The 22,364-nt window shown below is 46.0% G+C and carries 17 protein-coding genes and 1 pseudogene; 13 read left to right on the forward strand and 5 right to left on the reverse strand.

Annotated elements, in window-relative coordinates; all coding sequences use genetic code 11:
* Positions 1-22 precede the first annotated feature (22 nt).
* From AZ66_RS07575 to AZ66_RS29680, 5 genes are all read left to right on the forward strand, one after another.
* Positions 23-1,432, forward strand: coding sequence for an ABC transporter substrate-binding protein (locus AZ66_RS07575; protein ID WP_331436886.1), 1,410 nt, complete (start codon positions 23-25; stop codon positions 1,430-1,432).
* Positions 1,433-1,601: 169 nt separating this feature from the next.
* Entirely contained in the window at positions 1,602-2,387 is a 786-nt protein-coding gene (locus tag AZ66_RS07580; protein ID WP_021261960.1) for an ABC transporter ATP-binding protein, read from the forward strand.
* Positions 2,384-3,649, forward strand: a complete 1,266-nt coding sequence (locus AZ66_RS07585) for an ABC transporter permease (protein ID WP_082061490.1) — start codon at positions 2,384-2,386, stop codon at positions 3,647-3,649. The genes AZ66_RS07580 and AZ66_RS07585 overlap by 4 nt, the downstream gene beginning before the upstream one ends.
* A 343-nt stretch (positions 3,650-3,992) precedes the next feature.
* Positions 3,993-4,169: a GapA-binding peptide SR1P gene (locus AZ66_RS31285; protein WP_152523862.1), complete on the forward strand. Its 177-nt coding sequence runs from the start codon at positions 3,993-3,995 to the stop codon at positions 4,167-4,169.
* Entirely contained in the window at positions 4,159-5,169 is a 1,011-nt protein-coding gene (locus AZ66_RS29680; protein ID WP_052648432.1) for a hypothetical protein, read from the forward strand. Before AZ66_RS31285 ends, AZ66_RS29680 begins: the two co-directional genes overlap by 11 nt.
* Positions 5,170-5,248: 79 nt before the next feature.
* Here AZ66_RS29680 and AZ66_RS07595 read toward each other — a convergent pair whose 3' ends face one another.
* The 3 genes from AZ66_RS07595 to AZ66_RS07605 all read right to left on the reverse strand — a co-directional run bounded on the left by AZ66_RS07595 (position 5,249) and on the right by AZ66_RS07605 (position 9,575).
* Positions 5,249-5,854 carry a DUF1854 domain-containing protein gene (locus AZ66_RS07595; protein ID WP_231586777.1) on the reverse strand — a complete coding sequence of 202 codons (606 nt, stop codon included), beginning with the start codon at positions 5,852-5,854 and terminating at the stop codon, positions 5,249-5,251.
* On the reverse strand, positions 5,847-8,042 hold the full coding sequence (locus tag AZ66_RS07600; protein ID WP_156159925.1) for an ABC transporter ATP-binding protein: 2,196 nt from the start codon (positions 8,040-8,042) through the stop codon (positions 5,847-5,849). The genes AZ66_RS07595 and AZ66_RS07600 overlap by 8 nt, the downstream gene beginning before the upstream one ends.
* Before the next feature lie 237 nt (positions 8,043-8,279).
* On the reverse strand, positions 8,280-9,575 hold the full coding sequence (locus AZ66_RS07605; RefSeq protein WP_044354289.1) for an aminotransferase class I/II-fold pyridoxal phosphate-dependent enzyme: 1,296 nt from the start codon (positions 9,573-9,575) through the stop codon (positions 8,280-8,282).
* A gap of 309 nt (positions 9,576-9,884) precedes the next feature.
* On the opposite strand from AZ66_RS07605, the gene AZ66_RS07610 reads away from it, so the two are divergent.
* From AZ66_RS07610 to AZ66_RS07635, 6 genes are all read left to right on the forward strand, one after another.
* Positions 9,885-10,670, forward strand: coding sequence for a helix-turn-helix domain-containing protein (locus AZ66_RS07610; RefSeq protein ID WP_028533760.1), 786 nt, complete (start codon positions 9,885-9,887; stop codon positions 10,668-10,670).
* A gap of 288 nt (positions 10,671-10,958) precedes the next feature.
* Complete coding sequence (locus AZ66_RS07615; protein ID WP_044354290.1) at positions 10,959-12,224, forward strand: helix-turn-helix domain-containing protein; 1,266 nt, start codon at positions 10,959-10,961, stop codon at positions 12,222-12,224.
* A 13-nt stretch (positions 12,225-12,237) separates the two neighbouring features.
* Positions 12,238-12,432 (forward strand): hypothetical protein, encoded by a 195-nt coding sequence (locus tag AZ66_RS07620; protein ID WP_044354291.1) that lies wholly within the window; start codon positions 12,238-12,240, stop codon positions 12,430-12,432.
* Positions 12,433-12,639: 207 nt separating this feature from the next.
* Entirely contained in the window at positions 12,640-12,870 is a 231-nt protein-coding gene (locus AZ66_RS07625) for an aspartyl-phosphate phosphatase Spo0E family protein (protein ID WP_044354292.1), read from the forward strand.
* A gap of 50 nt (positions 12,871-12,920) precedes the next feature.
* Positions 12,921-14,243, forward strand: coding sequence for a Spo0E family sporulation regulatory protein-aspartic acid phosphatase (locus AZ66_RS07630; RefSeq protein ID WP_044354293.1), 1,323 nt, complete (start codon positions 12,921-12,923; stop codon positions 14,241-14,243).
* Between the two features lie 86 nt (positions 14,244-14,329).
* Complete coding sequence (locus tag AZ66_RS07635) at positions 14,330-15,658, forward strand: XRE family transcriptional regulator (protein WP_044354294.1); 1,329 nt, start codon at positions 14,330-14,332, stop codon at positions 15,656-15,658.
* Between the two features lie 138 nt (positions 15,659-15,796).
* Here AZ66_RS07635 and asd read toward each other — a convergent pair whose 3' ends face one another.
* Positions 15,797-16,615, reverse strand: coding sequence for an archaetidylserine decarboxylase (gene asd / locus AZ66_RS07640; protein WP_021252702.1), 819 nt, complete (start codon positions 16,613-16,615; stop codon positions 15,797-15,799).
* Between the two features lie 159 nt (positions 16,616-16,774).
* On the reverse strand, positions 16,775-17,872 hold the full coding sequence (locus tag AZ66_RS07645; protein ID WP_044354296.1) for a YheC/YheD family endospore coat-associated protein: 1,098 nt from the start codon (positions 17,870-17,872) through the stop codon (positions 16,775-16,777).
* Between the two features lie 151 nt (positions 17,873-18,023).
* Between AZ66_RS07645 and AZ66_RS07650 the strand changes: the two genes are divergently transcribed.
* Entirely contained in the window at positions 18,024-19,184 is a 1,161-nt protein-coding gene (locus tag AZ66_RS07650; protein WP_044354298.1) for a glycosyltransferase family 4 protein, read from the forward strand.
* Between the two features lie 93 nt (positions 19,185-19,277).
* Positions 19,278-22,364: pseudogene (locus tag AZ66_RS29685) on the forward strand (hypothetical protein); the annotation flags it as partial.

Below are 22,364 nucleotides of genomic sequence, written 5' to 3' on the forward strand. Positions count from 1 at the left end.
GAGGGTGGGAGGTCATGTGTTGGTGAGATGGAATTTCTGGAAGTTGAGTGCTTTACTGCTTGCAGCCATGTTGCTCGTAAGCGGTTGTCTTGGGGACAAGCCGGTGTTAGAGCCGCTTGAGGAAGGAAAGGGAAAGATTAAAGTTCTTTATTATAATGAGGAAGCATTCTATAGGCAGTATGGGAACTACTTCAATATTAAATTCCCGGATATCGAATTTGAAGTCGTTGGTATGGAGGAGCTCAATTCGAGCGACGACTATCAAGAAGCACTGAAGAAAATGATAGAGAAACATAAGCCAGACGTTATGCTTCTGAGCGAGGATATTTTTGAGACCTTCGCCGAAGAGGGGAAGCTGTACGGTCTAGATGATATCATTGCACAAGAAAAGTTCGATTTAGAAGATTTTATGCCAGGCCTTATCGAGCGTATTAAAAGCAAAGGGGGCGGCAAGTTGTATGGCCTCGCTCCTTCCTTTTATACGCGAGTCTTGTATTACAATGAAGACTTATTCAAGGAGCATCATATTGAATTGCCGAACAACAAGATGAGCTGGAAGGACGTCTTGGATCTGGCCGGACGATTCAGCGGTATTGGTTCCGGTGAGGATCAGGTCTATGGGTATTATCAGGAGTATGGGAACATGAGCAATCTGTTTCAAGATATTGTCAGCTCGTCATCTTTGAAGCAATTTGATGCGAAGGGTGAAAAGCTGCTGATTAACGCTGATGGCTGGAAACAGGCCTTTACATTGGTAACGGATGCGTTGCGAAGCAAGGCTGTATATATGCCGCCGAAGGGCGAAGAAGTGCAATTTATGAATAATAACTTGTTCGTTCAAGGGAAGGCAGCAATGATGATGAGTGGTACTTGGCTCGCGCAAGAGATTGATAATCGTTCGACTTACGACAAGAAGGCGAAGAAGTTTGCCTGGAACTTCGTCACAGGTCCGATCGACCCTTCGTCTCCAGACGAATCTACTTATGTGAATTTATCTGAAATTTATACAGTGTCTGCCGACTCAGCGAATAAGCGCGCAGCGTGGGAGTTCGTCAAGTTTGTCAACGGCAATGAAATGGCCAAGGCAGCCTCGCGTTCCATGATGGGAAGCTTGCCGACACGAATGAAGTATAAGCAGGATATTGCGGGCAAGAGCTCGGATCCGCTCTATATGCTGAAGCCAAAATCCTCCTCGGCCTATGGATGGTGGAACAAACATGTTCCTAGCGCTTTTTATAGCACCTATGATGGTATGGTTCAGCAAGCCCTCGAAGCCGTAATTGAGAAAAAGAAATCCGTGGATGAGGCTGTTGCAGAACTGGAAGCCAAGGGGCAGGCAGCGTTAACGAAAGCGCATGAAGACGAAAAAGCGCGCAAGGCTAAAGAGAAGGGCAAAGAATCAAGTTCTACTAATGATGGAAAGTCGGGTTGATGAAATTAATAGGGTTCTTGTGTGAAAAAGCCGTCTGAGAAAAAGACGGCTTTTTATTGTTCATACAAAACGCTCTTATTGTTACAGAAATGTAAGGCCGTGATTAGAGGATATCCATTCGCTTCCTGTCAGGTTGTTCGATATAATGAGAACAGTGAGGTGAAGAGGCATGAAGCCTTTATTGAAGATTGATAGACTAACTGGCGGTTACAGTACAGGCAGACCTGTGCTGCATGATATCTCCTTGCAAGTGAATGCAGGCGAAATGGTTGGCCTCATTGGATTGAACGGCGCAGGGAAGAGTACGACGATGAAGCATATATTAGGACTGCTTGAGCCGCAAGCAGGAAGCGTTGCCATACATGGAAAGACGCTGGCGGAGGATGCGGAAGCGTATCGTGCTGCTATTGCGTATGTTCCGGAGTCGCCGATTCTGTATGATGCACTGACAGTGCGCGAGCATCTGGTATGGACGGCTACCGCATATGGCGTTGAACAAGAGGTATTTGAGAAGAGGGTACGGGAGCTTGCTGAAATGTTCCATATGACCGTACATCTGGATAAAGCTGCACAGCATTTATCGAAGGGGATGCGGCAGAAGACGATGCTCATGTGCGCGTTTGCTGTTCGGCCGCCTTTATATATTATAGATGAGCCTTTCCTTGGACTTGATCCGCTCGGTATTCGATCACTGCTCCAATATATGAAGCAGGTGCAGGCAGAGGGTGCATCATTGCTGGTGAGCTCTCACATTTTGTCGACGATTGAGCATTACTGTGATTCGTTCGTGCTTCTGCATCATGGTAAAGTTCTCGGAGCGGGCACGGTGCATGATATGCATGATCAATACGAGGCCAAGTCTGGCAAGCGGGCAGAAGAGCGGCTGGAGGAGCTGTTCTATGCGTGGGTGAGCGATGAGCGTATCACTGGTTCTGTGGATGGTGTACAGCGATGACACAGACCCGAACGAAGGAGGCATCCACCGTCAATAGTCTGACAGAGGTGCTTCTTCATCCTGAGGAGCTATGGGCAAGCCGCAAGCGTGAATTCTGGGGCAAGGTCATGCCTTATATGCGCTACGTCCTACAGAGCGGACTCGGGGCACTCATGCTATTCGTGCTCGTGGCAGGGACGGCGTTATATGCTTCCTTCATCGAGCACATTCCGCCTTCTTTTCCGATTAAGGAGGTTGCCCTGCTGCTGGTAGCGCCCGCAGTTACCTATACGACCTATCGCACGCTGCTGCGGCCGGCCGATCTTGCCTTTCTACTGCGCATAGAGCATCGAATGTCTGGCTATATGAAGAGAAGCGTACGCTATAGCCTATGGCCGCGAACAGTACTCCTTATTGCTGTGTGGTGTGTTTTGTGGCCGTTATACAGCCGTGCAGAGGATAATCCGAAGAACTTCATCTTTACTTTGATCCTATTGTTGATGCTCAAGGCGGTTGCTGCATTTGGCGCTTGGAAGGAGCGCCACTATAGTGACAATCGTCGGCGAATTGCTGCCCGGTACGTGCGTTATCTATGGACTTGGGGAGCAACGGCTTGTTGGCTGTGGCTCAATATGCCTGCTGCGCTTCTTGTCATCGGTGTGAGTGGGTTGGTGTACATAGGCTGGTTGGTTACAGGGAGAACGCTGCGTTTTCCATGGGAGGCGCATTTCGAAGCGGAGAGGGCACATGAGGGACGAGTTTATTTGTTTTTGAGTGGATTCGTGGATCTGCCAGCTACAGACGAACGTCGATATGCGAGACCGTGGCTCAATTTTATAGGCAATCGATTTGCATTGCGGAAGCCATTTGCCTATCGTTATTTGTTGATGAAGACGTTGGTGCGAAGTGAGCTGCTGGGCATCTTATTGAGGCTGGTCATCATTGGCGCTGTGCTTTTATATTGGACAAATGCTACAGAGTGGAGTCTCCTGCTGTATGCAGCAGTTGTATTCGTTGCAGGCACACAGATGGGGGCCGTGTTTGCCTTCCATCGACATGATGTGTGGCAGGAAGTTTATCCACTTCCCGTGCATGCACGTCATGAAGCGGCATTATATGCTAGTACCGTTGCGCATGCGTTAGCAGCCTTCGCGCTGCTGCTGCCAATTGCAGTCGGGCCATTATCGGTCTCATTCAAGCTAGCCATGATCGGATCAGGTGTGGCAATCGTCTTGTTGACTAGATGGAAACGTTCGAAGCCGCGCAAGGATGATGAAGATTAATCGAATTGTAAGCATAAAGATTACAACATAAGGGTTCCTAGAATAACATCTCGAAGCGTATGAACCAATTAAATAACTGCGATTGTCTATACGGGACAAGGGAGAGATGCTTTATCTGCTTCCTTGTCTTTTTTCTGTCAGTATGTTTTACAAGCAGTTCATGAATATGCACTAATTCTTTATTTCGTGTCTAGTCGTACAAGCAGCGACAAGAATACGATACATTGTGACGTCATAGTTATGGTAATGGGATGGATGAATCCGCTATCATCATCAAATATGCAGCCAATTGAATTCGGCAGGGGATGCCCGTCATGCAGATGAAGGGAGAGGTGAATGTCCGATGGAGCAAGGACGTCGTCAGCTATTACTTGGGGCAATCATATGCAAGAGGTGCGATCGGATAATTGCCGAGCAAGATACGGAAAAAGTCATGGTGTACTATGTGGAGTGCAATATGTGCGACTGTAGAGAGCAAACAGCAGTGATGGAGAGAGAGGTACTGTACATTGAAGCTTAGTTCGAATCAGGCGGAGCAGTGGAATAAGACGGCTGTCCAGCGTCATAGCAATTCCAACAGTACGGCTGGCATACGGATTATCGAATTGCATCAGCAGCACATTCATCATGTGGGCACATTGTGGCGGGAGACGGAATACAAGAGCTTCGTCCCTTATTCGCCTCAATCAAATGGCCTGCATGTTGCGCAGTGCGGCAGTTCTGCAGAAGTGCAGGCTGCTGCAGAAGCAGGGTATCACAAGTTGCTGCTGGCGCCAAGTCATAGCTTGTTAATGAAGTCGGAACGTGTTCGTCTCATTCGTGAAATGCTGCTTGCTGGAACGAAGGGAGAACGTGATGCAGCGCTTCAGAAGCTGCTTCCGCTGATGACGGCCGAATATGAACATATGTTGGCTGTCCTTCATCGACATGCTGCTATACATGGATATGTGCGTTTGCTCGATGCCCCAATTATGCAGCTGCTGCCGAGTATAGCTGATCTGGAGTTGCGAATGGGAGTGGTTCAGCGCTTTGCGGCCGATTCCGATCTATCAGTGGAACGGCATCGTCTGCATCAGCAGTGGTTGAAGCTTAAGCAATGGAAGCAGTGGCTTCATTCTGGGAATGGGGATAATTGCATGCTGTCGAACGCAGTTGGAGAATGGATCGATATGCAGGCAGAAGCCTTGTTCCGAGCTGAGCAGCGCTTAGCAAATAAAGGGTATGATATTCAATTAACAGTGCTGCTGCCGTATGAGGCGGGGAGCTGGAAGCAGCATGTCGGCTGCGTCCGTCTGGCTGCCGAGCAAATTCTTGGTGTTCACGCCACACGTAGTTACCCGATTGTCGGGATCCGGATAGAGTATGATGTTAGCGCCCGGGAGAATACGTCACAATCTGGCAGACTTGGTGGATTGGGCGGGCAGTTCGTCTTACCGGAAATCGATATGAACTGGGAAGAAGTTGATTTCGTTTGGATGAGTCGGGGAGGGGAGCAGACGAATGAAAACGATCATTTCTAGATGATCGTTCATAATATAGCTCGAACGGTGGAAAGGCCAGTGACGGTGTGGAAGCTGCCGGCACTGGCTTTATTTGAATTTAGAACAACTGGTTCAGACATCGCTTGCTTCCTGTGTCTAGTTCAGAGATCGGAGGCACGATACAGCGTCGTCCGAAGCTGTCGAGCAGAATCATTCCCCCTTCTGGTGAAGGCTGGACGTGCTCATGCAAAGTTTCCAGCTCGAGCCTCATTGTTCCCCGATCAGTGTTAACCTCCCATTTCCACACATTGTTCTTCTCATGTATGCTCACAATACTCTCCACTCTAGGAATGAAATACCGACGCCTCAGCTCGAGCTGAATAGCGTCTTGACTGCTGGAATCCAGCTGCTGCAAGTCGCGTACAATGCCAATTTCCTTGCCATCACGATCTCGTACAGATAAGTAGCATAAGGCGTGAGAGAATGGAAATGCCCGATAGATTGATACTTCCGTTGTTACCGTATCTCCATCCCTAAGCTCCAGCAGGCCTCCTTCACTGTGGCGAAAGGATACGGCGGAAGGAAAATAGCGGATATCTTCCGCAAATGCACTTATGGAAGTGGCGGGCTGCTCATGATCGTTAGTGTTGTTCGCTGACTGGTTGCGAATGTGTTCTTCTTGCTCGGCTAGATGGAGCGGTTCTTGGACATGTACATCAGGCAAAGAGATACTCCCCTTTCATTTCAGACATTTCCTGTTGAGCCTGCACAAGCTTCGCGTATTCTCCATTCTGCGAGAGAAGCTGATCGTGGGAGCCGACTTCCACGAGCCTGCCTTGATCCAGGACAATAATACGAGTGGCATGGCGGAGCGTAGACAGCCTATGAGCAATAGCAAAGGTCGTGCGTCCACGAATGAGTCTCATCATCGCTTCTTGAATCTGGCGCTCTGTGGCGGTATCGACAGAAGCGGTAGCTTCGTCGAGAATCAGGATTGCCGGATCATGGAGAATTGCGCGTGCAATGGCAATCCGCTGCTTCTCACCGCCGGATAATCGTGCTCCGCGTTCGCCGACCCGAGTATCATAACCATCGGGCATTCGGATGATGAAGTCATGTGCATTCGCTATCTTGGCGGCACGCATAATCTCCTCTGGAGATGCGTCAGGCTTCGCATAAGCAATGTTCTGGGCAACAGAACCATCGAATAGAAAGGTTTCCTGAAGAACGACTCCGATATGCTGACGCAAGCTCTCCTGCTTCATGTCTCTAATATCGATCCCATCGATGCGAATGAGGCCACTGTCAGGATCATAGAAACGGCAGAGCAGATGAATGAGCGTGGACTTCCCCGCTCCTGAATGACCAACGATACCGATCATTTCTCCAGGCTGTACAGCAAGCGTAAGCTCCTTCAATACGGGACGATGCTTCTCGTAACCATAGCTAATATTCTCGAATTGTACAGCTCCGCGAACAGAGGGGAGTGGCATAGCTTGATCTCGGTCAGGTACCTCGGGCTTCATATCGATAATTTCAAATATGCGGCCTGCGGCAGCAAACGCCCGGCTAGTCCAGTTTACGGCTTGATTGAACCATTTCAGTGGGCCAAAGAACATACCTAAGTAACCAATGAACGCCATAAGCGTTCCAAGTGTCATATGTTGACCAAGTACGGATTGACCTCCAACGAACCAGACGAGCAGCAAACCAGATTGTGTCACAAGGGAGAACAAAGGGAACACACCTGCCCAAAGTCCGTCTACACGAATGGACTGCTTCATTAACACATCATTCGCCTCATGGTAACGACTTCTTTCTGTGCTCTCTTGTCCGAATGCTTTTACGACGCGAATGCCTTGGAGTGTATCGCCTACAATTGTGTTGATGCGATTAAGCGCTCTCCAGTGCATGTACCAGCGCTGATGAATGAATGGCCAGATGACAAAAGAGAAGAAGATGACGATGGGAGCTGGGACGAGTGCAAGCAAAGTAAGCTGCCAATTGAGTGAAGCCATCATGGTGAAAATGGAGATGATGAGCAGAATCTGGCTGGTAACCCATACGACGCCATCGTTCAAAAATTGACTGAGTACGTCGGCGTCATGGTTGACTCGCCCAATGAACTGCGAAGTTTGGCGGCGATCAAAAAATCCAAGCGACAGCTTCATCAGAGAGCCATATACATCCTCACGGATATTATGCATAAGCTTACTGCCTGTATGTACGCTGATATAGCCGCGAACGGTCGTCATGACAGAAAGTGTGAGCTGAACAAGACCAAGCATCAGTACGAGTGCGAGCAGGGATGCGGCGGGATGTGTCGTCTGCAGGACATCATCGACGATAACTTTCGTGAGGTAAGGAGGGATAAGTTCAATTAACGTTGTGGCGATGACGAGCAATGAGGCAACCAACATCCATTTCTTAAAAGGCTTCGCATAGTCCAGCACTCTCCTGAATGCCTTGCCCTTATCGGTGCAGCGTAGGCAGCTTTCGTTCTGGTTAACGAGTCGTGCCCCACATTTGGAGCACCTCCGCGGCATGTCATCCACGGATGGAAGCGGCAGCTCATCTCCCTGAATGATTGCTTGGATCAGTCGGCAAGCGAACGTGAACTTCACATTTTCCATCGATGTGTATCGAACGAGTACGATCGAACCGTGCTCAGTATCTGCGATGAGCTGTGAGCTGCCTATCGCATCATTCGTTCGGCACCTGTTGACAACGCTTACAAGAATGCGTTTTTCTAATTTTCCGGAAGAGGTGCATATGAAGATTTCATCTTGGGAAATGAGCAGCCAGCGTTCAGATAATGTAGCATCGTCCTGAATATCAGCTCTCCCGCAGAAGAGCAGTTCAGCCGTGGTCATGCCTGCAGTCGCGAATGGCGGTGATTCAATAAAACGCAAGGATATCCCCCTTTTCTATAAGAATTATTAATATTGGGAAATTGTAACATACAAACTTGTGTTAGGGGAGGGGAATATCGTATAGCTGCATAATGTTGGAGGAAAGATTCAAGATAGCACAGAGAACGAATCTAAAATAAAAAGAGCCGCCTAAGGAGCAGTGTTCTACTCCTTTAGGCGACAATTGTTCGTTGCACGATAATAGGGCTGCTGAATTGCACGAACAAGCACAGGGTGCTATTTCGTCAGATCAAGAATCCCTTGATAGATTGTATCAAATAATTGCTCTAATTGGTTCTCCTCAATACAGGAGAACGCAACACGCAGATCGGTATCGCCAAGAGCAATTGTGCCGACACCATACTGCTCGAGCAAGTGTGTGCGCAAGGTTTCGGCATGTACATTTTGAAGCTTCAAGCACATGAAATATCCGGAGTTGAATGGATAGTAGCTTAGCACATCTCCGTACTTGCCGCTGTCAAGCAGCTCCTTCACTTTGTTCGCACGCGCCTTCATCAGATTGAACTTGGCTTGCTTCTGCGCTCCGTACTCTGGAGAGTTCAGCGCATGAAGCACGAACGTCTGCGAAGGATGAGGGCCACTGGATATGGTAGCCCGAATGATTCCGATTGTCTTCTGCTCCAAGGCAGCGAGCAGTGCTTCGGACTCAGCTGCGTACGTGATGAAACCTACGCGGAATCCCCATACATACTCTTCCTTCGTAGCTCCATCGACCTTAATTGGCAGGATGTTAGGATGAATGGAAGCCAATTTGCCAAATAAGGATTCATGCATGGAGTCTTCGAAGAAGAGTCCGAAGTAAGCATCATCTGTTACCACGACGAGACGCATGCCTGCTTCTGCTGCTTCAAGCAAGGCCGCAGCGATCTGTTCGCCTTCTTCTCTTCCAGGTGTATAGCCAGTTGGGTTATTCGGGAAGTTCAAGACAACGATTGCCTTACCCTTGTCCTTATTCGCAAGCAAGGCATCGCGAAGTCCTGCACTATTGAATTTCCAATTGTCATTATATAACGGATAGTAGACCATCTCTGCATTGCGGCGAATGCCGAACGTGAGCTCGTAGTTCTCCCAGTTCTTCTCTGGAAGCACCACAACATCGCCTTCATCCGCGAATAGATCCGCAACGATGCTGAGTCCGTGCGTCAATGCATTCGTCACAATCGGATTGCTGATTGTTACATTGCTAAGCGATGGGTTCTCCGTAAGCATTTTTTCTTTCCATGCTTTGCGCAGTCCAGGCTTGCCTGCTGGCGGTGCATAGGGATAGATATCAGCAGGGTCATAGGCAGACAACGTATCCTGAATGACGCTGAGGTGCATTGGGGTATTGCCTTCAGTAGCGATGCCAATTGTGGCATTGAATGCCTTGGCCTTGCTTTTGGCTTCTGCTGATTGGCTCAGTATGCCTTCCTTCGGGAAGTAGATTTGCTGCGCGAGCCGGGAGAGCATGGCATAAATGTTGGGATTGTGCTGTTGAATTGTTTCGTTCAATTGTTGAGCCAGTTGATTCATGGCGTCCATCCTTCCACCATCATTGTAAGAGGGCCCATTCCATGCATGCATTGAATACGCCCTTGAAATACTTTCTTCATTATAGCATTATGGCTCTTCATTCGTCACGATGAATTGGTTATCATTACCTATAAGCGGCATACAAAAACGATACGCCTAATATTTGATGAGTAAAGAATGAGGTTCAAATTTTGCAAAAGTGATGGTACTATAGTGAAATAGTGCAAATTTTTCGAGCAATCCTACATGAAATTGACTTAATTATGATGGAGAAGAGACCATGTTAGAGAGAAAGAAGGGGGCACTACCGTGTTACAAGCATCGCCGACGCAGTACATTCTGAAGCCGGCTTGCGCGAAGATTACATGTGAACCGAACTGGAAATGGCAGAAGCGAGAGAAGCCAATGCCGAACTATGACCTGTTCTATGTATGGAGTGGGGAGGGAGAGCTGACGCTGAATGGCGAAGTCTATGAGATTCGTAAAGGCAGCTGCTTCTTATTCCGTCCGGGGGATCATACATCCGCAACACATAATCCGCAAAAGCCGCTGACATTAACTTATATTCATTTTGATGTGGATGCATCATTGTCGGACATTCCCATGTCCTATCGAGAACTGCATGAAACGGTTGACTTCGAACATTTGCTTGCCAGATATGTGCGCTTGTTTTTGCGGGATACGTATGGTGCAGAGATTGAAGCTCAGCTTGTGCTGAAGCAGTTGATGATTCATCTGCTGCGCGCAGACAAGGAAGAGCCGGATGAGCGGAAGACGAGTCATCAGCTTGCGGAATCCATTCATGAAATTGCGAATTACATCAGGCAAAATCCAGGTGCCAATCATCGTATTCAGCATTTGGCGAAGCGAGCGCAGTTGTCCCCGCGTTATTTCTCAGTGAAGTTCAAGGAACTGATCGGGATGTCTGTGCAGACGTATATTATTCGTTCTCGAATTGAACGAGCGGAGCATCTGCTGCATCATGCTGGAATGAATGTGACGGAAGTGGCGGATGCATTAGGATACAGGGATATATTCTTCTTCAGCCGCCAGTTTAAGCAATATACAGGACGGAGCCCGTCCGAAATTCGATAAAAGGATCATACAAGCTGCTTTGGGCACTATTGTCCGGGCAGCTTTTTTGTTAGATATGGTTTTGCTCTAAAAAAAACGACATCCTTACTGCTTACATAATGATTAGAATTGTTAAGGAACGATAAATTCAGCACGAGGTTATCGACAAAAGGTGTTCACTAGTTTACCTTTAATAGTAGAAAGTACGAGTCGAATAAATATTCATTTTGTTGGAATGTGAGGGATTTACAAGAGATATATATAATGATAGAATTAAGACAATAAATTCCATAATAAGGAGGTGATGGAGTGGGTTCCATCAGTGCTGTTTATTCGACATTAGGAGAATTAATTCAACGTTATCGGTATGAACGGTCAATGACGCAGGCGAAGCTGGCGGAGTTGACAAGAATTAACCGAGGCAGCATCTCCAAGATTGAGAATGGGGACATTAAACGGCCTGATTACGCGACCATACAACCCATTATTTCCGTTCTGAACGTGCCCTTGCGCGAAGTGATTGATGCTTTGTCCTTGACTGACCATCGTTCAGACACTTGGTTCGGATTATTGCATAATTCAACATCGAGTGGGGATTACTCCTTGTCAGCTGAGATCGCTTCCTATCTATTAGCATCCCGCAATGAAGAGAGCGAAGTTCTGCTAGGCAAGCTTTTTCAAATAGTTCAAGAAATATCGAACGATAATGAGCTGAAGCTCTCATTACTGAACATCGTTATTACCTATGCACGAAGTCATGGAATTCAACGATTCGTTGCGAGAGGGACCTTACATAAGTATTTGATTGAGCGAGACGATTTCTCGAAGATGGAGGCAACTTACCAATCCGGGCAATATGTACTCCATTATGTCGAATTTCTATCTCGTGAGGAGAAAGCCACTTTATATTACAAGCTTGGCGTTCATGCGTTTAATTTGGGCCTGTACAATGAATGTATAGAGTTATGTAAAAATGCAGTCATTCAAGAAGATGTGGAAAGCAGTTTTAGCGCATACTCTACTTTAGCGATTTGTTCGTCATATTTTGAACTTGAGCAATATGATATGGCGGAAAAATATTTGAGAACATTTAGTTTGTTCAGCTTTCCTTTCGTGCAGAAAAATGTAGACTATATGACTGCTAGATTGAATGAGAAAAAAGGGAATATTCGCTTGGCAATCCAACAATTTAAGGATTGCTTAGAACTTCCATCCTATAGATTAAATGCTGTGAACTCGCTGTTAGAAATATATCGTTTACAAAATGATATGGATTCAGCAACTGAACTGATTAAACGTGAATCAGAGTATTTAGTTCAGCACTCTGAAAGTCCGATTATTGTTTCTGGACGTGCACATTATTTTTTGAATAAAGGAAAATATTTGTGTGATACAGGTGATGTAAGAGAAGCAATTCAGAATTTTATTACAAGTGCTACTATGTTTGTGGAATTGAGCGAACATAAAAAAATTTACGAGTGCTTGGAACATATTTTTTGTCTTATTGGATCTTTTAGTAACGATCTTGACCTGATGAAACAAGTAAATATTTTATTTGCTGACTTAAAAAAATAAGGAGGAAAAATCATTGAAACAAAAATTAATTAAGTTATTCGTACCATTTGTTGTGGCCTCACTTCTTCTAATGCCTACACTTACAAATGGGTACCAAGCGAAAAATGATGTTCGAAAGAATGTTCAATCATACAGTAATGAGGCCGTTTACCAGAGTGATCAGTTTTATATGTTCTCGGGAGGAAAGGATGCAGAAATAGCTTGGTAGCAATTAATTAAGGACGCTAACTCTAGCGTCCTTTTTTTGTCTTCTACTATGCAACGCAACAAATGTTGAACAGCGTCGAATATATCTTATTTTAAAGAAACTTAGTGAAACAAGCAGAATGTTATATAATGACAATGATATATAATTGTCGGATAATAGAAACAATCACTATAATATAGAATCTCATTAAATCGGGAGGCTAACACGATGCGGTTTTACTTTGATATCCCAACTAATGAAATCAGTTTATCGGATGAAATACTGCTGGACGAGATCGAAAAAGCCCGTGAACAGTTGCAGGAAGCACTCGAAGGGGGCAAAACTTTCACTGATGCGGAGGTCATTGAGCTTAGTCAGAGGCTCGATGAGTATTTGGTTGAAATCCAAAAGAAAAGACTGCTGAAAAAAGCGATCTTGGAAATTGATATTGCTGGATAAGAGCTAGTGGCCAATGTATGACTGATATCCTGTAGGCGGAGGAAACATGCATGCGTTCCGTTATGGTGTATGAGAAACTAGGGGAACTAATACGATGTTACCGGAATCGGGAGAATAAGACCCAGCAGGATTTTGCAAAAGAAGCAGGTATAGACCATGAAAGTGTTATCGCAATTGAAAAAGGGGAAATTCCATTAGAACATGCAGTGCTGAAGTCGCTTCTTGTAGTGCTGCATATCCCGATGGCCGAAATAGTGGCTCATCTTGTGACAGAAGAAGTAAGTACAGAATTATGGCTGTCGCTACTAGAGGCATCCTTGCCTAGTCAGGATAGGCGTTTATGCGAAGACATTGTTGTACACGTATTGGCTTGCTGTAATGAGGACTGTGAAGATTTGCTGCTGAGGCTATATCAAATGATTCAAAAATGGACTGGCAGCATTGAAATGCGGCTTGAGTTACTGGACAATGTGATTTCCTTTGCTAGATCACGAGATTTACAGAGCTTGGTTGCAAAAGGGCTATTTTATCGCTATTTAGTGGAGCGGGACGATTTCAGTAGGATGGAGGAAACTTTCCAGTCTGGACAGGCTGTGCTTCACTACGTGGAGCTTCTCCCTCGTGATGAAAGAGTGGTTTTCTATTACAAGTTAGGCGTACATGCCTTCCACATAGACCGCTTCTATGAAAGTATTGAGTTAGCTAAGCTAGGAATTGCTGAAGATAGCTCGGTGAGCACCTACAAAGCGTACTCCACTTTGCTTATTTGTTCATCCTATTTTCGACTTGAGGAATATGATCAGGCAGAAAAATATTTGAAAGTAATCAGTCAGTTTCCTTTCTCCTTTGTCCAAGAGCATGTCGACTTTTTAACAACCAAACTCCTTGAGAAAAGAGGAAACGTAGATTTGGCTATAAGCCAGTTACAAAAATGCTTGACGTTATCTTCTCATAAAATAGGCATTGTAAATGCACTTCTTAGATTATATCTATCAAAAAATGATTGTACTTCCGCAAAGCACATACTCCAGCAAGAGCAAGAGTACCTCAGTGTAGACTATTTAAACCCAATTTCAATAAAAGGACACGCATATTATTTCATCAATAAAGGAAAATGGCTTCATCGATGGGGAAAGAACAGCGAAGCCGTTGATTGCTATATCCAAAGTGTTAGCATGTTTGTTGAATTAACTGAAAACGATATAGAGCTATTGCGGAAGATGGAGCGCACACGGTTGAATATGATGAATGCAGCCAAAATAGGACGGAACTTAACAGACACATCTGTTGTGCAGCTCAGTCAAGAGCTTGATACCTATATAGTTGAAATACAGAAAAAGGGGATATTTAAGAATTCTCTATTAAGAGATTAATGAAAAAGAAGCACAATTGATCTCTTTTGTTTCCAGATAGAGATTCACTCACGATTCACCAAGCAAGTGTAATGGAGGATACATGCATGGGGGTTGTAAAACCGAGAAATGAGACCTTGGGGGAATTGATTCGTCGTTATCGAGATGAATTGAATATGACTCAGCAGGAACTTGCGAACAGGTCAGGTGTAAATAACAAGAGAATTTCGTTCCTGGAATATGGCGGAGCTCCACGAGATTATGCTATCCTACAACCCATTTTCTCTATTTTACATATACCTACGCATGAAGTCGTAACGGCGATTGCCAATACGAAGATTCATTCGGAGATATGGCTCTGTCTGCTGCAGCAACTCGTGTCGTCCGAAGACGATATCTCACTGGCTAGAGAAGTAATGGTTCATCTAATGGCCTCTCTGGACGAGAATTCAGAAGTTAGGTTTGGAAAACTAGTAAGCATTGTACAACAAGGAATAGGCAACCTAGAGTCTCGGTTAGAATTAATGGATGATGCAATTATGTATGCTCAAAGGCAAGGCTGGCAGACATATGTTGCAAAAGGATTGTTCTATCGGTATTTAGTGGAACGGGACGATTTCAGTAAAATGGAGGAATCCTATCATTCAGGTAAAAAGGTACTTGCCTATGCCGAAGAGCTGACTAGTGAAGAGCGAATTATTCTATATTACAAGTTAGGTGTCCATGCTTTTACACTGTACAAGTATAATGAAAGTATTGAACTCGGAAAATTACTGCTGGCCTGTGATAAGACAGAGGGTACCTATAAAGCATACTCCATTTTACTAATTAGTACTTCTTACTATTATAAATCTCATTTTGAATTGGCAGAGCAATACCTAAATCGTATTCACTTGACACGCTTCCCGTTCCTGAGGGATCATGTATCTTTTATGAAGGCCAAGCTTCATGAGCAACGGGGAGAAACGGAATCAGCTATCTACCATTTGCAGCTGTGTATGGAGTCATCGACTTACAAATTAAATATTGTAAACTCACTACTTCATGTCTATCTTCAACAACGAGATATAGATGCAGCACAACATTTGCTCCAAGGTGAATCAGACTATCTGGAAGAAGACTTCTCCAATCCTATGAAAATCAATGAACTCGCAAATTATTACATCAACAAAGGGAAAGTAATGAGCGGAATAAATAGACAGAAAGAAGCTATCGATTATTTCAAAAAGGGGATATCCATGTTCACTAGATTAACGGAAACGGATGAGGCCTTGCTGAGACAATTGGAGCAGACACGATTGAACATGATCAGTGCTGTAGCGGATGGCCGGAATCTGACAGATGCTACTGTCGTTCGTCTTAGTCAAGAGCTGGACGGTTATATTGTGGAATTTCAGAAGAAGAGCATTTTAAAAAGAGCAGTGTTAACTACTTGAAGAAAGTTATAGCGCTTTTCTTTAGTAGTCGGTGCCTAAGCAAATAGGCACAGAAAAAGGGGCTTTTCCAATCGCCATGGTTCATGGCCTATGGAAAAGCCCCTTTTCAGTTAGATGCTATTGAACGAGCAAGTAGGGTTAGCTCTGTGTCTTCTGCACGCGTTCAGTCTTCGCATGGAATGTCCCCAAGCAATCTCCCATTCTAACCTTGGCGCCGAGCGCTAATCCCTCCAAGGGCTCGAATGTATTCGTTTCTGTCAGCAGCACAACGGTTGATCCGAATTCAAAATAGGCAAGATCCTGCCCCTTCTCGTAGCTTGACTTCACTTTATCATCCGAATAACGGATGCTGCTCACATTGAGTGCCCCAACTTTCACAACCGCTACTTCACCTTGTCCATGTCGTATGTACGTGATAAGTCGTTCGTTGCGGCTAAGTACTCGCGGCATATGATGCAAACCAAAATCATTTACTGGATAGACACGCCCAGGCACATGTTCGCTCTCCACAGTGGTCCCCGTAACGGGGGCGTGAATACGATGATAATCGGAAGGACTTAAATACAGCACGAAGCAATAGCCATGACTATATTTTTGTCGATGAGGAGAGTGGTTCAGCATCTCATCGAGTGTATAATCCTGTCCCTTCACATTAAATATACTGCCTTCCTGAATTGGGCCCATACCTGTAATCACTGCATCTACAGGGCTAGCAAGCTGGTCTTCTGCAGCAGAAATAGGACGCATATCTGGCTTAAGCTTGCGTGTGAAGAATTCATTCAAGGTCCCGTATTGATCCATAGGCTTCTCAGCTTCCTCAACACGGATATTGTACGTCTTCGCAAAGGTTGGAATAAATCGGCGGCTTAATCCGGAGTTGGCGAAGCGGCCTGCGATGCGAGATACCCACTTGCGTGAGGATAATTCAGTTAGTAGCCGTAAAAATCTTTTTTTCATTGTTAATTAATCACCTGGTTTATAGGACACCTGAATAAGGGCGTCCTGTATTTTTCAGCCTCAAGAAACAGAATAAGAAGCATGTTTCCTGTGGACTATCTTGACACAGAACGCCATCATTTTCAATACGAACCTACACACCGCTAAGAATAAAGAGGGTTATTGACTTGCTTGACGAAGCAGAGATGCGCCATAGGCAATGGGATTCACATAGGTCGCTCTCCAACATTCAAGCAAATTAGCCTCACGAAAACTGTAACGTTGATCTCGTCCATTGCATTCGATAAATAAAGGAATTCCATCAGGAGAGATCCCTATATCTAGTCCTAAGTCTGCAAGATGGGGCAGGGTGTGTGATAGCCGTGAAGCGACATCTAAGGAGAAGTGGCTGATTCGTTCGCGAAGGATATCAAGCGGGATATAAGGCAGTGAAGAAGCTGCCAGCAGTTCAAATGGATAGACCGTGCCGCCTTGAGCTACGTTCGTGACGAATGTATGCGATGGTGCAACCTTGCCCACAATTCCTGTAATTTTCCATTCCCCGGTTCCGTCTCGTTGTACGGATACACGCAGATCGAAGGGTCTTCCCTTATAGGAAGCGAGCGGTAAGTGCTGTTGAACCAAAAAGGACTTCTTCAGCATTTGGGACTTTACGGTTGCGGGCAGTCTTCCCTCAGGCATCTCGATGGTTCTCCACTTACGACCCCCTGTTGACGTTCGCAGCATGTAGGTCGTTCTCCACCCTTTGCTTGTTCGCTCAATCTTGGTGAGACCTCGCCCTATGCTGCTGTTGTTAGGTTTCAGTACTATCGCGCCATAGCGTTCCATGAGTCTGGCAATAGAAGAACGGGTTGCAAGGGACGTGTCGGGCAAATGTGGGGCGATCATGTGATCTGCCTTGAGTAAGTTGTGAATGCTCATTTTTCCATATCGATTGACCTCGTTGAACAAGATAATATTCGCTTGAACTAGTGAACGGATACGCGCGCGTGAAGTGGGACGCAAGTAAATCGCTCGGTTATGAATGACTCGTGGAATAGGCATGCGTCGGCGAACATAGCCAGTCGGCCCTTTTACATATGCAGCTACTTCCATTCTCCGGGTATTTACATCTTCAATTCGGAAGAAGCAAGGGATGATTCCATTCTGGCGTGCAGCTTCTTCATAGAACAGGATAGCTTCATGCTTCGTCTTACCACGGATGAGTCCACGCAGCAAGGGAGCATTGAACAATATGCCGATTCGATTATCGGACATGGTCATACCTCCTTAGTGGCAAAAATGCGATATACAAATAGCCATCGGCGATAATGCATCGTATGTATGTCCAGTATTGGCGGTATGGACGAGTGGATGAAGGCATAATGACTAAATTTGATGCTTGGCTAAGCAGATGAGGAGGAACGAAATGCATCTTAAGAAGGTGGCTGTTATTACGCCAGGAACATTCCCGATTCCTTCCGGTTCGAGCAGTTCCGTTGAGCGAGTCGTGGAGCATGTGGTAAGCAAGGCTGCGCAGCGAATAGATGCACGAATTTATGCAAGGCTGTGGAACGGCCAGGCAGAGATAGACACGGTTCGCGGTGTCCCTTGTGTTCGAATTCGAGCAAGCCGTGCACGGATGTACGTGCAGGCGGTTATTCGCAGCATGGCTCAGTTCCTGCCCGATACGATTCAAATTGAGAACCGTCCCCGATTTGTTCTCCCGATTAAGCGCTCCTTCCCCAATGCCCAAATCATATTGAATCTTCACTCCGTTACCTTCATGAGCCGTAAGCATATTCCCCTGAAATTATTAAGGTCATCACTACGAGCGGCAGATCGGATTTTCGTCAACAGCCGCTATTTATATCGTAAAGTTGCGGCGGTCTGTCCAAGTTGTGCTTCGCGAATCGTAGTGAATACATTAGGTGTTGACCAAGAGCGATTCCGCTCTAAATGGACGGAAGAAGGAATGCAGCGTTCCGAAGCTGGCAAGGACATGCTAGGTTGGGCGGATCGCAAAATCATTCTATATGTCGGGCGTCTCATCCCTTTAAAGGGAGTTCATCATTTATTGAAGGCGATTCCGCGTGTCATTGCGAGGCAGCCTAAGGCGCTATTTGTCATCGTCGGCAGCGCGTTTTATGGATCTGCACGGAGAACCGTCTATGTGCGTAAGCTTGAGCGTTTGGGCAGAGTGTATCCACAGCACGTTAGATTCGTCCCTTATGTATCCCATGAACAAATACCGGATTGGTATTTGCTAGCGGATGTTGTAGTCATGCCTTCGGTCGAGAAGGAGGCATTCGGTTTAGTCAATGTGGAAGCGATGGCTTCTGGGGTTCCTGTACTTGCAACACGTGTCGGAGGCATTCAAGAGGTTGTTGCAGACGGGGTTACAGGTGTGCTTGTGCGGCCGTTTCGGCTAAGCGTACGGCTTGCGAATGAACTAAATCGGTTATTGGATGATGATGAACGAAGAAAGAGAATGGGGGAAGCGGCTGTGGAACATGTACAGAATCATTTTACATGGGACAAAACAGCCGAGCGGTGGGCTAACGAAATAGGCGCTCCTGCAGAGCAATAGATTAATACGTATAGGTGAGTGTCGGGGAGAGCACTGGGTGCATATGATGGATTAGGTGTAGGTAGAAGCCCATCGGAAAGGAGAGAGTGCAGCGTGAAAAAGAAGAAAGGGAGCTCGTCTCCAAAAGGAAAGAGGCCTTCCTATTATGTAGATAATCCGAATAGGTCGGAACTGAAAATGTTGGATCGATTATCGAAATCTAAGCCTAGTTTGGATCAATTATCGAAATCTGACCCCAATTTGGATCAATTATCGAAATCTATGCCCAATACTGTTGCACAGTCCAGGAAAGCTAACATTAATGCGCTTGCGGCAGCAAAGCAAGAAATGAACCATGTGGTGAAGCAAGCAAGGCTGGCTCTTCAGCAAGAAAAGACAGGGTTTGCTGCCATGGAGCAGCCTACGGAAGGTGGTGGGTCTTCGAAGACGAAGATAGCATCTTTGGATGCCCATATAAGCAGAGGAGAGAACATACCAACGCCTGCTCCTCCATTTACTATATCCCCAGACGTTTCGCATAGCGAGCAGAAGGCGCAGTCCATTCAAGTTCCGGGAGTCGAAGCTTCCACATTCACTGATGCAAACGCATCTTCATCGAAGCAATCAGATAGCAGGTTTTCAAAGGCAACCCGCACAGAAAAGAAGAAAACTAAAAATCCATCAAAGCCTATTAGAGGATCGGTGTCCCAAGATGTAGAGGTTGATGCTTCCTCTATAGACGCAATTCAAATGCTTGAAAACAATGCAGTTGAGCAAACAGAGCAGGAGGTAGACGTTAACGCAGTAATAGCTGTGCAGGCAGAAAAGGAAAAACAGCTTTTCGAGAAGAGAAGCATTTTCCGGCCAAAAGCGATTGTATATACCGATGATATCGTGGATGAGGCTGTTACCAATGAAAAACTGGCTGCGTATTCGATAAGCGGATCCAAGATTAAACGTGAGAGCATTGATTCTGATGCGCTAAAGGATCATTCTGTCACATCGATTAAAATTGCAGATGAAGCGATCACTGGCGGGAAGATCGCTCCTGATTCGATTATGGGTGAGCACCTCATCCGCAATGCGATTTCAGGCAGTAAAATTCGAGATCGTTCTATTACAGGAGGCAAAATTAAGGACGGCAGTATAACCTCCGAGAAGCTGGCTGATAAGACGATCGATTCTGATAAATTAGCGGAAGGCTCTATTCATACGAAGCATTTGAGCGAACTAATCATCTCGAATGAACTGATTCAAGACCAATCCATAACCTCTGAGAAGATACGCAGCGGTGCGATCCATACGGAAAGCTTGGCCAATGGCGCTGTGGACACATCCAAGCTTAGTGAAGACGTGATCACGAATTCGAAGCTGCGGAACCATGCAGTAACGAGTGATAAAATAGCCCACTCTAGCATTATCAGCGACCATTTAGCTGATGAAATCATTGTGAGTCGTGTCATCGCTGAACGTGCTGTTGAGAGTCGGCATATTGGTTCCAACCAAATTGAAGGCTCACATCTTACCCCGAATATGATAAGCAGCTATCATCTTCAGCCTCAATCAATTCATTCGATCCATCTTGCAGCAGAAACAGTTCAATCTGCCCATTTGCAGAAGGAAGCGGTCCATCAGAAGCATGTGCGCGAAGGAGAAATTCATAGCTGGCATTTGCACGAACAGGCTGTAACGACAGATAAATTAGCGGATCAATCAGTCGCAACAGCGAAGTTGATAGATCAAGCCGTCACTTCCTCCAAAATCGCCGATCAGAGTATTACTTCGCAGAAAATTGCAGATGCCATGATTCAGTCTCGTCATGTTGTCAAGCATGCAATAAGCACGCAGCAGATCGCACCGCTTGCCATAGTCGGTCTTCATATTCAGGAAGAGGCGATCGGCGGGGAGCATATTGAGCAAGATAGCATTACAAATCGGCATGTGCAGGACGGGGCAATTGATAAGCGTACGATTACTTCAGGCGCAGTACAAGGGCGACATTTAGACACGAATGCTGTTAACACAGCGCATCTCGTAGATGAGGCAGTGACAACAAGCAAGTTGGGTGTACACAGCGTTACCTCTTTGCAGCTCGCTGATGAGTCTGTTACTCGTCAAAAGCTGACGAATCAAAGTGTGACCGCTGAGATATTGGCTAACGGTAGCGTTGCTTCCCGTCACATCAGTGTGGGTGCAGTAGGGGCCAAGGAAATAGAGCTGTACTCGATCAAGGATGAACATATTTCACCAGGAGCAATTAGCGACGAACATATCCGAGCTCAATCGATTGATGCGGCTATGCTGAAGCAAGAGGCGGTAACAAGTGAGAAGATTGCTCCGCATGCGATACGAGACAGACACATAGGTTCATCCTCCATATACTCCCATCACTTGGCTGATCATGTGGTTACATCCCTCAAGTTGTCCCCAGAGAGTGTATCCAGCGACAAGCTAAGTGATATGTCGGTTACATCCAGCAAGCTTGCGAATAAAAGCGTTACTTCTGAGAAATTAGCTGCTGGCAGTGTAGAATCCTTTCATTTGTCACAAGGTGCGGTGAGCTCGGAAGCGATTGCCTCCCAAGCTGTTGAATCGGAGCATCTTGCTCTTGGATTGGTGTCAGGCAAGCATGTAGAAGCACAGGCGATTGACTCTTATCAGCTTGCGGAACAGTCGGTAACGGCCTCCAAGCTGGCTCCAGGGTCAGTGGAAGGCACACATATTCAGCCACAGGCCGTTGCGGACGAACACTTGGCGTCTGGGGCAGTTCGTATTGAACATCTCGATGATGAATTGTTTACGATGTTGAATAATCTCGTCAATCCTCCACCAGCAGATCCAATAATTATTGGATCATCTCAACTTGAACCATTTGCTGTAACGAAAGACCATATAGGGCCCAACGCTATCCATGCAAAACATATATCAGTAGCAGCTATCCATGGATCTCATCTGGCGGCAGGAGAAATAAACAGCCAGCATATGGCCAGTGGCTCGATTGATGAGACGCATCTCGTAGCGAATGCTGTGCATGGGCACCATCTTGCCCCGGAGAGCGTGGAATCGATTCATGTGCAGCTGGAGTGTATTCAAGCTCAGCACATTAGCCAAGGATCGATAAGCTCGGAGCACGTGAGCCAAGGATCGATAAGCTCGGAGCATGTGAGCCACGGGGCAATAACAGCGGAGCATGTGAGCCAA

Source organism: Paenibacillus sp. E194, assembly GCF_000935845.1.
Lineage (GTDB): Bacteria > Bacillota > Bacilli > Paenibacillales > Paenibacillaceae > Paenibacillus_B > Paenibacillus_B alvei_B.

Bases quoted from the DNA above. Each gene is read 5' to 3' on its own strand.
- AZ66_RS07650 (WP_044354298.1), top strand. From the start codon at position 18,024: ATGCATCTTAAGAAGGTGGCTGTTATTACGCCAGGAACATTCCCGATT.
- AZ66_RS07645 (WP_044354296.1), bottom strand. From the start codon at position 17,872: ATGTCCGATAATCGAATCGGCATATTGTTCAATGCTCCCTTGCTGCGT.
- AZ66_RS07630 (WP_044354293.1), top strand. From the start codon at position 12,921: ATGCGTTCCGTTATGGTGTATGAGAAACTAGGGGAACTAATACGATGT.
- AZ66_RS07580 (WP_021261960.1), top strand. From the start codon at position 1,602: ATGAAGCCTTTATTGAAGATTGATAGACTAACTGGCGGTTACAGTACA.
- AZ66_RS07635 (WP_044354294.1), top strand. From the start codon at position 14,330: ATGGGGGTTGTAAAACCGAGAAATGAGACCTTGGGGGAATTGATTCGT.
- AZ66_RS31285 (WP_152523862.1), top strand. From the start codon at position 3,993: ATGGAGCAAGGACGTCGTCAGCTATTACTTGGGGCAATCATATGCAAG.
- asd (WP_021252702.1), bottom strand. From the start codon at position 16,615: ATGAAAAAAAGATTTTTACGGCTACTAACTGAATTATCCTCACGCAAG.
- AZ66_RS07605 (WP_044354289.1), bottom strand. From the start codon at position 9,575: ATGAATCAACTGGCTCAACAATTGAACGAAACAATTCAACAGCACAAT.
- AZ66_RS07625 (WP_044354292.1), top strand. From the start codon at position 12,640: ATGCGGTTTTACTTTGATATCCCAACTAATGAAATCAGTTTATCGGAT.
- AZ66_RS07585 (WP_082061490.1), top strand. From the start codon at position 2,384: ATGACACAGACCCGAACGAAGGAGGCATCCACCGTCAATAGTCTGACA.